This window comes from Pseudomonas syringae (assembly GCF_023278085.1).
Taxonomy (GTDB): Bacteria; Pseudomonadota; Gammaproteobacteria; order Pseudomonadales; family Pseudomonadaceae; genus Aquipseudomonas; species Aquipseudomonas syringae_Q.
In genome coordinates this window covers 4636114-4650347 of the sequence record NZ_CP066265.1, presented here as the reverse complement: position 1 = coordinate 4650347, position 14234 = coordinate 4636114, and the positions used below count along the sequence as shown (strand labels likewise).

Annotated in this window: 14 protein-coding genes; 5 read left to right on the top strand and 9 right to left on the bottom strand. The window is 60.0% G+C overall.

Annotation, left to right across the window (positions count from 1 at the left end):
* Positions 1 to 141: 141 nt before the first annotated feature.
* A complete protein-coding gene (gene miaB / locus I9H07_RS20745; RefSeq protein ID WP_024647652.1) occupies positions 142 to 1470 on the bottom strand; it encodes a tRNA (N6-isopentenyl adenosine(37)-C2)-methylthiotransferase MiaB in 1329 nt (442 codons plus the stop codon).
* Positions 1471 to 1609: 139 nt separating this feature from the next.
* Here miaB and I9H07_RS20740 point away from each other — a divergent pair, with 139 nt between their 5' ends.
* A complete protein-coding gene (locus I9H07_RS20740; protein WP_003313868.1) occupies positions 1610 to 1936 on the top strand; it encodes a DUF1820 family protein in 327 nt (108 codons plus the stop codon).
* A 42-nt stretch (positions 1937 to 1978) separates the two neighbouring features.
* Here the strand turns inward: I9H07_RS20740 and I9H07_RS20735 are convergent, their stop codons facing one another.
* From I9H07_RS20735 to I9H07_RS20720, 4 genes are all read right to left on the bottom strand, one after another.
* A complete protein-coding gene (locus I9H07_RS20735; RefSeq protein ID WP_024647650.1) occupies positions 1979 to 2527 on the bottom strand; it encodes a tetratricopeptide repeat protein in 549 nt (182 codons plus the stop codon).
* Between the two features lie 296 nt (positions 2528 to 2823).
* Entirely contained in the window at positions 2824 to 4107 is a 1284-nt protein-coding gene (hemL, locus tag I9H07_RS20730) for a glutamate-1-semialdehyde 2,1-aminomutase (RefSeq protein WP_058825285.1), read from the bottom strand.
* 275 nt (positions 4108 to 4382) lie between these two features.
* On the bottom strand, positions 4383 to 5000 hold the full coding sequence (gene thiE / locus I9H07_RS20725; protein ID WP_024672370.1) for a thiamine phosphate synthase: 618 nt from the start codon (positions 4998 to 5000) through the stop codon (positions 4383 to 4385).
* Positions 5001 to 5023: 23 nt separating this feature from the next.
* Positions 5024 to 5821: a hydroxymethylpyrimidine/phosphomethylpyrimidine kinase gene (locus tag I9H07_RS20720; protein ID WP_024672369.1), complete on the bottom strand. Its 798-nt coding sequence runs from the start codon at positions 5819 to 5821 to the stop codon at positions 5024 to 5026.
* A gap of 366 nt (positions 5822 to 6187) precedes the next feature.
* On the opposite strand from I9H07_RS20720, the gene I9H07_RS20715 reads away from it, so the two are divergent.
* The 3 genes from I9H07_RS20715 to I9H07_RS20705 all read left to right on the top strand — a co-directional run bounded on the left by I9H07_RS20715 (position 6188) and on the right by I9H07_RS20705 (position 10586).
* Complete coding sequence (locus I9H07_RS20715; protein ID WP_236423739.1) at positions 6188 to 8182, top strand: sensor histidine kinase; 1995 nt, start codon at positions 6188 to 6190, stop codon at positions 8180 to 8182.
* A 228-nt stretch (positions 8183 to 8410) separates the two neighbouring features.
* Positions 8411 to 9874 carry an AMP nucleosidase gene (amn, locus tag I9H07_RS20710; protein ID WP_236423741.1) on the top strand — a complete coding sequence of 488 codons (1464 nt, stop codon included), beginning with the start codon at positions 8411 to 8413 and terminating at the stop codon, positions 9872 to 9874.
* Between the two features lie 79 nt (positions 9875 to 9953).
* Positions 9954 to 10586, top strand: coding sequence for a pseudouridine synthase (locus tag I9H07_RS20705; protein ID WP_236423743.1), 633 nt, complete (start codon positions 9954 to 9956; stop codon positions 10584 to 10586).
* A 13-nt stretch (positions 10587 to 10599) separates the two neighbouring features.
* On the opposite strand, the gene I9H07_RS20700 is transcribed toward I9H07_RS20705, so the two are convergent.
* Positions 10600 to 11079 (bottom strand): Lrp/AsnC family transcriptional regulator, encoded by a 480-nt coding sequence (locus tag I9H07_RS20700; protein ID WP_024647196.1) that lies wholly within the window; start codon positions 11077 to 11079, stop codon positions 10600 to 10602.
* A 359-nt stretch (positions 11080 to 11438) separates the two neighbouring features.
* Complete coding sequence (locus I9H07_RS24950) at positions 11439 to 11996, bottom strand: hypothetical protein (protein WP_329606135.1); 558 nt, start codon at positions 11994 to 11996, stop codon at positions 11439 to 11441.
* 168 nt (positions 11997 to 12164) lie between these two features.
* On the opposite strand from I9H07_RS24950, the gene I9H07_RS24945 reads away from it, so the two are divergent.
* Positions 12165 to 12656: a DUF6515 family protein gene (locus tag I9H07_RS24945; RefSeq protein ID WP_327095352.1), complete on the top strand. Its 492-nt coding sequence runs from the start codon at positions 12165 to 12167 to the stop codon at positions 12654 to 12656.
* 6 nt (positions 12657 to 12662) lie between these two features.
* Here I9H07_RS24945 and I9H07_RS20690 read toward each other — a convergent pair whose 3' ends face one another.
* Both I9H07_RS20690 and I9H07_RS20685 read right to left on the bottom strand, forming a co-directional pair.
* Entirely contained in the window at positions 12663 to 13556 is an 894-nt protein-coding gene (locus I9H07_RS20690) for a cation diffusion facilitator family transporter (RefSeq protein WP_024672364.1), read from the bottom strand.
* A gap of 25 nt (positions 13557 to 13581) precedes the next feature.
* Positions 13582 to 14001, bottom strand: coding sequence for a polyribonucleotide nucleotidyltransferase (locus I9H07_RS20685; protein ID WP_024647193.1), 420 nt, complete (start codon positions 13999 to 14001; stop codon positions 13582 to 13584).
* Positions 14002 to 14234 lie beyond the last annotated feature (233 nt).

Below are 14234 nucleotides of genomic sequence, written 5' to 3'. Positions count from 1 at the left end.
GGTGGTTGTGCGAAAGCTTTGCCTTGTTAAAGGCCGCGCTGGAGGTTTCACCGTGCTCAAGGGTAGGGACCGCGCAGAATCGAATTCATTCGGATCTTCGTTTCTACGCGGGACGCGAGGCCTGCTTTAGCGGCGCAAGATTTACTGTAGCAGCGAGCCGCGCAACGAGTGTGGCTGCGCGTCATCGATGTGCACATCGGCAAATTGCCCGATCAGCCTGGGATTGTCGCAGCGGAAATTGACGATCCGGTTGTTTTCGGTGCGGCCTTGCAGTTCTCCGGGGTCTTTTTTCGAGTAATCGGTGACCAGGATACGCTGGATGCTGCCGACCATCTGTCGGCTGATCTCGAAACCCTGCTGGTTGAGGCGATGTTGCAGGGCGGCCAGGCGCTCTTTTTTCAGGGCTTCCGGCGTGTCGTCTTTCAGATCGGCGGCCGGTGTGCCGGGGCGCGGGCTGTAGACGAACGAGAACGAGAAGTCGAAGCCCACGTCCTCGATCAGCTTCATGGTGTTGTCGAAATCTTTTTCGGTCTCGCCGGGGAAGCCGACGATGAAGTCGGAACTGATGCTGATCCCCGGGACGGCTGCCCGCAGCTTGCGCAGCCTGGACTTGTATTCCAGCGTGGTGTGGTTGCGCTTCATTGCCGCCAGAATGCGGTCCGAGCCCGACTGCACCGGCAAGTGCAGGTGTTTGACCAGTTCCGGCACTTCCGCATGAGCCTGAATCAGGCTGTCGGAAAATTCGAGCGGGTGCGAGGTGGTGTAACGAATACGGTCGATGCCGTCGATTGCAGCGACGGCCCGGATCAGGTCTGCCAGGTCGGCGAGCCGCCCGTCGTGGGTGGTGCCGCGATAACCGTTGACGTTCTGCCCCAGCAGCGTGACTTCGCGCACGCCGTGCTCGGCCAGGTGCATGACTTCGCTCAGCACGTCATCGAACGGGCGGCTGACTTCCTCGCCGCGCGTGTAAGGCACCACGCAGAACGTGCAGTACTTGCTGCAACCTTCCATGACCGACACGTAAGCGCTCGGGCCATCGACGCGAGGCTCGGGCAAATGGTCGAATTTTTCGATTTCCGGGAACGAGACGTCGACCTGCGGTAGGCGGGTGGTGCGTGCTGCGTCGATCATTTCCGGCAGGCGGTGCAGAGTCTGCGGGCCGAAGACCACGTCCACATAGGGTGCGCGGTCGCGGATGGCCGCGCCTTCCTGGCTGGCCACACAACCGCCAACGGCAATCACCATCTCGGGGTTGGCCAGTTTCAGCTCACGCCAGCGGCCGAGCTGCGAATACACCCGGTCCTGGGCGCGCTCGCGAATCGAACAGGTATTGAGCAGGATCACGTCGGCGTCTTCCGCGCGAGCGGTGACCTCCAGAGCCTGATGTTCGCCCAGCAGATCGACCATGCGCGAGCTGTCGTACTCGTTCATCTGGCAACCGTGGGTTTCAATGTAAAGCTTCTTGGCCATGCGTGATCATCAACCGATTCAGTGAACCGCGCATTATAGGGACGAAGGGCTCGGGTTCCTAGCGTTCGCTGTCCGACGATGCGGGTGGGCATGCTATAGTCCGCGCCCCTTTTTCATCTCTGATCGTTACCCGCCCGTTATGACCAAACGCGAAGCTCCAATCTACAAGGTGATTTTCCTCAACCAGGGACAGGTGTTCGAAATGTACGCCAAGCAGATCTATCAAAGCGATCTGTGGGGCTTTCTGGAAGTGGAAGAGTTCGTCTTCGGCGAGCGCACGACTGTTGTGGTAGACCCGAGCGAAGAGAAGCTCAAGGCTCAGTTCGAAGGTGTGGTGCGCAGTTTCGTGCCGATGCATTCGATTGTGCGTATCGATGAAGTCGAGCGCATGGGCACACCAAAGATCAGCGAAGCGCGCGGCACCAGCAATGTGATGCCGTTTCCCATGCCGATGCCGGAAAAATAGGTGTTGGGGGAGTGACCAGCGATTGCCCTGAGCGAAACCGGATCAGGGCAATGGGGAGAACGGACTGCGCCCTTCGGCGGTTTGCAGTTCAAGCAGGTATTTGCGGAAAATCTGGCCCAGCACCTGAGTGGCAACTTCCAGCTCATCGCGCTTCATCTTCGCCGCGACTTCGTCGGCAGCGTCCAGTGCGTCTTCCGAACCATTGACGGCGGCCATCTTCAGGACGATATACGCCTGAATGTTATTGGCCTGCACGCCCTCGCCACGGCTGAACATCAAGCCCAGTTGATATTGCGCCTGGGCATGGCCCTGCAATGAAGCCTGCTCGAAGTAGTTCAGCGCCTGCGGCAAATCGCGAGGTGCATTCTTGCCCTCGTAATAGAACTCACCCAACTCGTATTGCGCCTGCGCATCCCCGCCCTGAGCGGCCTGCTGACACGCGGCGAGCGCAGCGGGCAGGTTCTCTGGCTGAGTATTCAGGGTGCAACGACCCATCGCTGGGACTAGCAACGAGTTGCCGCCGGCAGTCGCCAGCAGGGGATAGACAAGCAACAGGCAGCCCAATACAAGGGTGCGGCCGGTGCGGTTCATGGGAGTCGACTTACCTCTGAAAAAGGTGCGGGCATGCCCGACCAGCTAAACGTGCTGGCTGCGCATTATGAAATAAGCAGAGCCAACCTTACAAAGTCTTTACGGATTTTCTGCTGCGCGGCGATGAAATAACCTTGTTTGCAGGGTTGTGACCTGAAACAGAACTTCCAACGGCCCTGCGTTTGCAGTTATCGCAGTGCATTGTAGAAGCAAAATACGGGGTTATCGCGCTGTTTCATGTTCGGACATCACTTGCGCCGGTTCAATGACACCCTGCGCAAGTGAGTCTGAAGGGCTTATTTCAGAGCGGCAAAAGCCTTTTCGGCAGCATCCAGCGTGAGTTTCAATTCGGCATCGCCATGGGCAATGGACGTGAAACCGGCTTCGAATGCGCTTGGCGCCAAGTACACGCCGCCGTCCAGCATCAGGTGGAAGAAACGCTTGAAGCGCTCTGCATCGCTGGTCATCACATCTTCGAAGGTGACGATTTCGCGCGCTTCGCTGAAGTACAGGCCGAACATGCCGCCTGCCTGAGTTGTCACGAACGCAATGCCGGCAGCGTCGGCGCGCTGTTGCAGGCCTTCGAGCAAGCGACGGGTGTAGTCGCTGAGTTCATCGTGGAAGCCGGGACGGCTGATCAGGCGCAGGGTGGTCAGACCTGCGGCCATGGCCAGCGGATTACCGGACAAGGTGCCGGCCTGATAGACCGGGCCGAGCGGGGCGATGTGCGACATGATTTCGCGTTTGCCACCAAAGCAGCCGACCGGCATGCCGCCGCCGATGATCTTGCCGAACGTGCTCAGGTCGGGCTTCACGTCGTAATAAGCCTGCGCGCCGCCAAGGGCCACGCGGAAACCGGTCATCACTTCGTCGAAAATCAGCACCACGCCATGCTCGTCACACAGCGCGCGCAGCCCTTGCAGGTAACCCGGCGCAGGCGGCACGCAGTTCATGTTGCCGGCGACGGGTTCGACGATGATGCAGGCCACTTCCTGACCCACTTCGGCCAGCAGGTCACGCACGGCGTTCAGGTCGTTGAAGGGCACGGTCAGGGTGTGCTTCGCGAATGCAGCCGGTACACCCGGCGAGCTTGGCACGCCCAGAGTCAGCGCGCCGGACCCTGCCTTGACCAGCAGGCTGTCGGAGTGACCGTGGTAGCAACCTTCGAACTTGATGATGCTGTCGCGGCCGGTGAAACCACGGGCCAGACGGATCGCGCTCATGGTCGCTTCGGTACCCGAGCTGACCATGCGCACCATTTCCATGGACGGCACCAGCTCGCAGACCAGGTCGGCCATTTCGGTTTCCATCGCCGTCGGCGCGCCGTATGACAAACCGTGTTCCAGCTGGCTGCGCACGGCGTCGAGGACGTCCGGGTGACTGTGGCCGAGGATCATCGGGCCCCAGGAACCGACGTAATCGACGTAACGCTTGTTATCTTCGTCAGTCACGTAAGCGCCGGCAGCGTGCTTGAAGAACAGCGGCGTGCCGCCCACACTCTTGAAAGCGCGAACCGGCGAATTGACGCCACCGGGAATGTGTTTTTGGGCATTGGCGAACAGTGTTTCGGAACGGGACATGATCGGGTCTCTGCTTTGAAACGGGGAATTCGTGTCTACGCTGGGGTCAGCCGAGGCGGGCAGCTTCAGGGCAGGCTGCTTTATTGAGTGGCATGAGCCAGAGAAGGCGCAGGAGTGCGCACTATAACAAAAGCAGCGCACACATATGACCCTCGCGCCCATAGTCTGAGCGAGCACCTCTCGTGCCCATGCTCCGCGTGGGCATGCCGTGCTGGACGCTCTGCGTCCGCCGTTGAGTATGCGCGCCCTGCGTCGGTTGGAGTTGTGGATGAGCTCTACAGCAACGCCATGAAGGCTTTCGCCCGACGCGTCACTTCCTGGGGGGTTTCAGCGCCGAACAGGCCGTGCACCACGGCCAGCAGGTCGGCACCGTGCTCGACCAGTTGCGGGGCGTTTTCCAGGGTGATGCCGCCGATCACCGCGATGGGCAGGTGAACCTTGGCGCGCACCTGAGCGATCAGGTCCAGCGGCACGGCCGGTGCGCCGGGTTTGGTCTGCGAGTTGAAGAACCTGCCGAACGCCACATACGTTGCCCCATCGGCCTTGGCGCGCTCCGCCAGCTCCAGCTTGCCGTGGCAGGTAGCCCCGACTATTGCCTTGTGTCCGAGAAGCGCGCGAGCATCCGGCAACGAGCCGTCGGTCTGGCCCAAATGCACGCCGACGCCCAGCCGCGCCGCCAGTTCGGCGTCGTCGTTGATGATCAGGCGCGTCTTGTAGCGGTCGCACAACTTGAGCAGCTCAGTGGCCTCACGCAGGCGACGGGAATCATCACCCGTCTTGTCGCGATATTGCAGCAGGGTTACGCCGCCATCCAGAGCCGCTTCAACGTAGGCAAGAAATTTTCCGCTCAGCAACTGGCTGTCGGTAATGGCATACAGGCCACGTAGTTTCATGAATCTAGCCTCATGGCAGCGTGTTACGAACAAAAGTCCAGTGGCAGGCGACGGGGCACGAATTGCCCTTTGCCCAGCTGTTCGGCATCACGTAGTGTCCGCCAGGTGTAATCCAGCGCCGATTTGACCGCGCTGACCAGTGCTTCGCCTTGCGCAAGACGCCCGGCCAGGGCGCTGGCCAGTGTGCAACCGGAGCCGTGATAGCTGCCCGGCAAACGCTCGCAGACAAAGGTGTGTGTCTGACCGTTGCGCATATACAGGCGATTATGGATCTGCTGTTCGTCGCCATGCCCGCCGGTGATCAGCAGGTGTTCACAGAAAGGCAGCAGTTTGTGTGCGCACTCATCCGCTGTGCCCTCCGGCAACTCCGCCAGAATGCGTGCTTCCGGCAGGTTGGGCGTGGCGATGATCGACAGCGGCAGCAGCCGTTCGCGCATGGCGTAACCGACTTCATCCTTGCCCAGCGCGCCGCCCCCGCCTGCGCGCAATACCGGATCGCAGACCACCGGCAAATGCGGATGAGCCAGCAGCAGTTCGACCACCGTATCGACCATCTCCAGCGAGCCAAGCATGCCCAGCTTGACGGCGGCGACACATGAGTCGTCGAGAACGGCGTTGGCCTGAGCCATCACCCATTCGCGATCGAGCACCCGGAAATCGCTGACATTCACGGTGTCCTGCACGGTGAGCGCGGTGATCGCCGGAGCGGCGTGGCAACCCTGAGCGAGCAGGGCTTCTATATCCGCCTGCAGACCGGCGCCGCCACTTGGGTCGTGGCCGGAGAGACAGAGGACAACGGGGCGGGAACTATAGATATTCATGGTGTGCGAGCTTATCACTAACCTTTCGCGAGGCGCGTGCCGATCCCCGGTTTTTATTGCCTTGCTCAGTGTCCCGATGGTCTCCCCGACACCTGGACGAACCGGGGAAAATACTCATGTTTGCCTTGAGATGGCCGATATAGAGCTATTGCCTTGATTTTGAAGGCGATAACGTCTTTACGTTATTAGCAGCTATGCTTCACGAGTACGGCGAAAAGTAGAGCGTTTGTAACTATTCTCTTACTCATCCCTGCCTGTTCACGTAAAAAGGTCTGTATTGAATCATCAGCCTGTTTCAAGGATAGAAATCAGCGGACGTCGTCATCAACGGATGGATTGAAAACGACGACCTACCTTGGGGCTTCAATGCGCTATCTGTGGATCATTCTGGCTCTTTGGCTGCCGCTGCAGGTGCACGCGGTCGAGTTTGATGAAAACACCCGGTTTCTGCCTCTGGGGCGTGCCGTTCAGGTGTTCGAAGACCCGACCGGTGAGGCGACCATCGAGAGCGTCAGCTCTGCGGCGGGAATACGCGCATTTCGCGACCTGAATACAGGCACTTTCAATGCCGGGTATTCGCATTCTGCTTTCTGGCTGAAAGTCGAACTCACTTATCGTCCTGACAGCGCCCGGATGCACAACGACTGGCTGCTGGAATTGGCGTATCCGCCGATGGATCGCATCGATTTCTATGGGCCGGATGCCAGCGGCAGCCTGAAAGCGGCCTGGCGTACAGGCGACATGCTGCCGTTTTCCAGCCGTCAGTTCGCCCAGAACAACTACCTGTTTCAACTGGATCTGCCGCCGGGCCAGATGCGCACGTTCTATTTGCGCGTCAGCAGTGAAGGCCCTGTTCAGGCGCCGCTGAACCTCTGGTCCACGCATGCCTATATTGAAGCGCAACCGACCAAGATTTACGTGTTTGGCCTGATGTACGGCGTGCTGCTGGGGATGCTGGTCTACAACCTGTTTATCTATATCAGCGTCCGCGAGCCCGATTATCTTTATTACCTGTTGTATGTCGCCTCGTTCGGGCTGTATCAGATGTCGATCAACGGGGTTGCGATCGAATACCTGTGGCCCGACAGCCCTTGGTGGGCCAATGCAGCAACGCCGTTCCTGATGGCAATGGCCATGCTGTTCGCTTGTCAGTTCACGCGCAGTTTTCTGGTGACGGCCCGTTTGAGTCGCTGGCTTGACCGGCTACTGAAGGCCGTTATCGGCGCCGCGGTGCTGGTGATGGGTATCGCCTTGTTTCTGGGCTATGGACCGGCCCTGCGCGCCGCGACCTATCTGATTCTGCTGGGGACCCTTTCGATTTATCTGGCGGGCATCGTCGCTGTGGTCAAAGGCGAACGTGTCGGTCGCTACTTTGTGCTCGCCTGGTCGGTGTTCCTGGTCAGCGGCGTGGTGTTCACGCTGATGTTGCTCGGCTATCTGCCCAATACCTTTCTGACCATGTATGCCATTCACATCGGCACCGTGCTGGAAATGGCGTTCCTGTCCATGGCGCTGGCAGATCGCATCAACCATGCCCGGCGTCAACAGGCGCAGACGCTGCTGGCGGCGGGTCAGGACCTCGAACGGCTGAACAAGCAACTGGCCACCAGTAACCGATTGAAAGACGAGTTTCTCGCCACGCTGACCCACGAGTTGCGCACTCCCATGATCGGCGTCATCGGCTCGCTTGAGGTCATGCAGACGCTCGACATGGACGATGAAGTGGAGATGTATCACCAGACTGCGGCCAGTTCGGCGCGTGACATGATGACCATGATCAACGGCATTCTGACCCTGACCGAACTTCAAGCCGGTGTGCTGTCTGCCGAGTACAACGCGTTTGTGCTTGAAGACCTGGTCGACAAGGTGCGTGAGCGTTTCAGCCTTGCCGCGCAATCAAAAGGCCTGACCCTGACGCTGGACCTGAACGATAAACTGCCGCCAAGTGTTCGCGGGGACGTCGGCAAGCTGTACCAGTGCATCGAGTGCCTGGTGGACAACGCGATCAAGTTCACCCGTAAAGGCGCGGTGCAGGTGCGATTCAGCGGCCAGCCGCAGGATCTGGAACGCATGCACCTGCGCATCGAAGTGATGGACAGCGGTATTGGTTTCGGGCAACTCGACGAAGCCATTCTCTATCAGCACTTCTTTCAGGTCGACGGCTCCATGACCCGCGAATATGGCGGGCTGGGCATTGGTCTGGCGATCTGCCGCAAACTGGTCGAGTTGCAGGGTGGCGAACTGAGCCATCGCTCGGAACCCGGTAAAGGCAGCTGCTTTACCCTCAGTCTTCCGGTCATGATGGCAATACCGGGTGCCGTGCGCAGAACCCCGGAACTGAAAGCCCAGTGGGGACACTGAGCGGGCGCTGAACTCGATCCGGGAAGGCTTCGGCAACATGCAGTGCCCCGCGTGCTGCGCTCGGTGACGGCTTCATTGCCGGTCGGAAAGCGTCCGGCGGGCGTGTGTATGGCGCATTGCCCAGAGGCGTCGATGTAGAAACATTGCTGCGCAGGTCTTCGCCGCAGGTGGCATGAGCACGCGAACCCGTTACGATGCACGTCTGCCAGATCAGACAGGACATGAATCGTGACCCAAGCCTTTGTTGTCGTAGACACCGCCGAGCAAGCCGTAGAGCGGCTTGCCGAGCTGCATGAGCGCGCCACCAGCGCGCTGAGTCAGGCGCTCAAGCGCTACCTGAAAGACCGCGTCGAGCCTACCGCCGAAGAGCGAGCGCAGTTCAACTACCCGGAACTGCGCCTGGTCTACAAATGCCACGGTGAAGTGCCGCTGACCACTCGCGCCTACGCCAAGGTGCAGTTGCCCGGTACCTACAGCGTTACCGTCACGCAACCGAAAGCGTTCAAGAAGTACCTGCTCGAACAACTTGTCCCGCTGATGAGCGATTTCACCGTGACGGTCGAAGTCGGCATGAGCGCGCAGAGCATTCCTTATCCCTACGTGGTCGAGCAGGGCGATGAGCTGGCGGGCACCGGCGTGACGGCTGCGGCGCTGGCGCGCGTGTTTCCGAGCACCGACCTGTCGGCCGCGACCGACGGTATTGCCGATGGCCTGTATGACTGGGCCAACGTCGACCCGCTGCCACTGGCGTTGTTCGACGCCGCACGGGTGGATTTCTCGCTGCGCCGTCTGGTGCATTACACCGGCAGTGACTGGCGCCACGTACAGCCGTGGATCCTGCTGACCAACTATCATCGTTATGTTGACCAGTTCATTCTGCACGGCCTGGAAAAACTTCGCGAAGATCCGCGTTTCGTGCGCATGGTCCTGCCGGGCAACGTTGTCGTCGACAAGGGCATGGGCGTCGACGAGGCCCAGGCGATTGTTGCCAGCGTGGTCTGGCACCGCTACCAGATGCCGGCCTATCACCTGATCGCCGAAGACGGTCATGGCGTGACCCTGGTCAACATCGGGGTCGGCCCGTCCAACGCCAAGAACATCACTGACCACCTGGCGGTGCTGCGTCCGCATTGCTGGCTGATGATCGGTCACTGCGGCGGCCTGCGTCAGTCGCAGACCATTGGCGACTACGTGCTGGCCCACGCCTACATGCGTCGCGACGGGATTCTCGACCGCGTGCTACCGCCGCACATCCCGATTCCGGCCCTGGCCGAGGTGCAACTGGCCTTGCAGGAATCCGCAGCGCAGATCACCGGCGAACGTGGCGAAGAGCTCAAGAAACGCCTGCGCACCGGCACCGTGTTGACTTACGACGACCGCAACTGGGAGCTGCGCTGGGCCCAGGAACGACCGCTGATCAACCTGTCGCGCGCTGTTGCGGTGGATATGGAAAGCGGCACTATCGCCGCTCAGGGTTATCGCTTGCGGGTGCCTTACGGCACGCTGCTCTGCGTTTCCGACAAGCCGTTGCACAGTGAAATCAAGCTGCCGGGTTCGGCCAACGCGTTCTATGAGCGTGCGGTCAGCCAGCACTTGAAAATCGGCATCGCCGCGCTGGACCTGATGCGTACCCAACTGAACTCGTTGCACTCGCGCAAACTGCGCAGCTTCGACGAGCCGCCATTCCGTTAACAGCCGCTCGTTAATAGATTGGTATTTGCCGAAAGGGCCACTAAAGTGGCCCTTTCTGTTTTCCGATTACCGAATTCTCATGCCCCGCATTCAACGCCCCACTTCCCGCCGTCCAGCCCCCGGCCCTGCCAGTGCTGCGCGCCGCGTCGCCAAAGAGCCCCCGGCCGAGCCCAGACTGATCCTGTTCAACAAGCCCTTTGACGTGCTGACGCAGTTCAGTGACGAGGGCGGTCGGGCCACGCTCAAGGACTTCATCGACATTCCCGGCATCTATCCGGCCGGGCGGCTGGACCGCGACAGCGAAGGCCTGCTGTTGCTGACCAATGATGGTCAGTTGCAGGCGCGGATTGCCGATCCGAAGCACAAGCTGGCCAAGACCTACTGGGTGCAGGTCGAGGGCGAACCGACTGAAGAGCAGTTGCAGCAATTGCGCGACGGCGTGCTGCTCAACGATGGCCCGACCTTGCCCGCCGAAGCACGACAACTGGAAGAACCACAGCTCTGGCCGCGCAATCCGCCGGTGCGCTTTCGCAAAAGCGTGCCGACCAGCTGGCTCGAGCTGGTCATCAAGGAAGGTCGCAACCGTCAGGTACGGCGCATGACCGCCGCCGTCGGGCTACCGACCTTGCGCCTGGTGCGGGTCAGGATTGGCGACTGGACGCTCGACGGACTGGATCAAGGCCAATGCCGGGAAGTCGCCGCAAAACTGTGACGTCGTGGATCAGTCAGCTGCGCAAGTGAGTCAGCGGCATTTCGGTGCTGGCCAGCACCTGGTTGAGCACAAAACTCGATTTGACGCTGGTCACGCCTTCGATGCGGGTCAGGTGTCCGAGCAGCAGTTTCTGATAGTGATCCATGTCGGGCACCACTACTTTCAGCTGATAGTCCGCGTCCATGCCGGTTACCAGGCTGCATTCCAGCACCTGCGGCAGGTTGCGGATCTGCTGCTCGAAATTCTCGAAGCGCTCTGGCGTGTGCCGGTCCATGCCGATCAATACGTAGGCGGTCAGGTTCAGACCGAGTTTCTTGCGATCCAGTAGCGCGACCTGACGCACGATGTAACCGTCGTCTTCCAGTTGCTTGACCCGACGCGAGCAGGGCGAAGGTGACAGACCAATGCGTTCGGCCAGTTCCTGGTTGGAAATCCGGGCGTCGCGTTGCAGTTCCGCCAAAATGCTCAGGTCATATCTGTCGAGCTTGCTCACGATGCATCCCTTAATGAGTTCAATTGCGCTGGATTATTCATCTGAAGTCAAAAATTGCGCAAGTGATGTTTTAATCGGCAATATTAGCAATCTTCCGCTAGCGCCTCAGGCCTATTCTTTTAAACAGAATCACTGCCCGGACACAGCGTCCAGCGCGACCGCCCCAATCAGGCCAGTCGCGGCCCCCCACCCAACCGGGTGTGCCAGGCCCCCGGGCTACATACTGTCCAGAAGACGGCATGAGGTGAGCCAACGTCAAAAGCGTTGCGCAGGACGACGAAATATCTCAAGGGGGCCTTATGGTCCCCTTTTCTTTGTCTGCTGAATAAGTAGTCTGCTGATAAAGTGCAAGAACGGCGCTACGCTTTTGCAGTCTTAATGACATCAACCCGCATTCGAGTGAGGAAAGCATGAAATCTGGCATCTGGCAGTTTGCGGGTGTAAGTCTGCTGTGTTTGAGCATCAGTGCTCAGGCATTGGCCGACGAGCGTGATGATTCCCGGCAGAACCAGCCCAATGGCGGCCCCGCTGAAAACGGGCAGCAGCGTCAGCAACAACAGCAGCGGCAGCAGCAGGAGCAGAACAACCAGCAGCGCCAGATTCAGCAGCAACAGAATCAGCAGCGCCAGGTCGAACGTCAGCAGCAACAGCAGATCAACCAGCAGCAGAACAATCAACAACGCCAGATTCAGGAACAGCAGAATCAACAGCGTCAGGTTGAACGTCAGCAACAGCAGCAGGTCCAGCAGCAACAGTTGCAGCAGCGTAACGTAGAGCGCCAGCAGCAACAGCAGATCGAGCAGCAGCAACGTGACCAGCAGCGCCAGATTCAGCAACAGCAAAACCAGCAGCGCCAGCAGTTGAGACAGAATCAGGACAACCTGCCGATTCAGGGTGGCCCGGGAGAAGCCCGGCAAACCCAGCCACCGCGTCAGGGTTACTATCAGGACATCCCGCGTGGCAATAATCGCAACTGGCAGGCCGGTAACGGTCGCCCCAATGATCGCTGGGAAGGTCGTCCGGACGGGCACGGCAATGGCTGGGGGCCAGGCCCGCAATACCGGCCAGGCCATGCGATAGACCGTGTGCCGGGTGGATACTCGCGCATCCCTTATCGCGGGCAGGACTATTTCTATTCGGAAGGTTACTGGTATCGCCCGCAAGGCCCGCGCTATGTGGTGGTAACGCCGCCCTATGGCGTACGTGTGCGCAGCTTGCCGTCTTATTCCCAGGAAGTGTGGATCGGCAGCAGCCTGCTGTTTCTGGCGGCCGGGGCTTATTACGCGTATCAGCCTGACACGCAGGATTATGTGGTGGTCAATCCGCCGCAGAACGACTCGGCTTATCAGGCCGCGCCTCAGCAGCAAAGCAACGGTTACGACCCGGTTGCCTACCCTGCGAACGGCCAGAGCCCGCAGCAGGTCGAGCTGGACCGTTATCAGTGCTATCGCTGGGCGGCAGAACAGAGTGGCTTTGATCCGGCCAACTTTGCAGGCCAGCCGCCGCCCGACATAGTGGATGTATACCGCCGCTCGATGGGTGCCTGTCTGGCAGGGCGTGGCTACAGCGTCAACTGATGCTGATCAGGCGTTAGCCTGCGTAACGACTTCCTGAGGGTCGGCGTGCACCAGCACTTCGGCCTTCGGGAATTGCGCGTGGATGGCCTCGGCAACCTTGTCGCAGAGCGCGTGTGCCACCGACAGGGTCAACGTTCCCGGCAGCTCAAGGTGCAATTGCACGAACCAGTGATTACCGGAAATCCGCGTACGCAGATCATGTGCCCCGAGTACGCCCGGCACACTGCACGCCAGCTCCAGCATGCGCGTGCTGACATCGGCAGGCAGCTCTTCATCCATCAGCACTGAGACCGTTTCGCGAGCAATCTGCAAAGCGCTCCACAGGATGTACAGCGCGATGCCCAGACCGAAATAGGCATCCAGCTGTTGCCAGCCGAAATACGCCAGGGTCAGTGCAACCAGAATGCTGGCGTTGAGCAACAAGTCAGAGCGGTAATGCAACGAGTCGGCACGAATCGCCGCCGAGCCCGTCGCCTTGATCACCCGATATTGCAGGGTAAGCAGCGCCAGCGTCAGCGCGATAGACACCACCATCACGACCATGCCCAGCAGAGGCGCACCCAATGGCTCGGGATTCTGGATGCGCTCGACGGCCTGAACGGCGATCAACACGCCACTGACGGTGATAAACAGCGCCTGCGCCATGCCCGACAGGGCTTCCGCCTTGCCGTGACCATAGCGATGATCGTCATCCGCCGGCCGCAGTGCGTAATGCACGGCCAGCAGATTGAGAAACGAGGCTGCGCCATCGAGCAGAGAGTCGGTCAGCCCGGCCAGCAGGCTCACCGAACCGCTCAGCCACCAGGCGACGCCCTTGGCCAGAATCAGCGTCACGGCAACCGCCAGCGAGGCCCGCGTCGCCAGACGCAGCAGTCGGGAATGTTCGGCAGTGGTGCTCATGACGCTTCCTTGAATCGCGTTGTTATCAGGCCGCCGGGACCAGCCCCAGCGCAGCCAGTTGCTCGACGCTGCCTTTGTGCTGGATCAGGCGTGGGTCATTCAACGGCAGGGAACGGCCCAGCTCGGTTTCAATGATGGCCTGCAGCTTGGTGTTGTCGACGCTGCCATCCGCCTTGATCGCCGGTTGCAGCTTCTGTGGATCAATCTGCGCATGCTCGCCCGGCCCGTAATAAATCGCGCCCGTGGCAAAGTCCACCGCGAAGGCGATCACGCCAGGCACGATATAGAACAGCAACGCAAAAGCATCCAGCGCCGCAATGGCCGGATCAACCTTGCCATCAATCTGACCACGACGGTCCGGATAGAAAATGCTGCCGCAGGCAGAAATCTGGGTCAGCAACGTGGCGACCAGAACGCCACCGATCAAGCGAGAAGGAATGCGCATGGAAAGCTCCTGAGATGAAGAGGGCAACTATACAAGGCAATGACTGCAAGGCTAAGACTATTGAGTGATGGGGTGGTTCTGCGTGAATTGATCACCGTGCCGGTGGTACATAAAGCCAACGGACTGTCTTGCCGATGCCAGAACTACATTCTCACGCTGGAGCGTGCGGAACGATAACCTCAACGATCGCGCGACGCTTATCGTGCGACGCTCCGCGTCGTCATGCCGTCCCG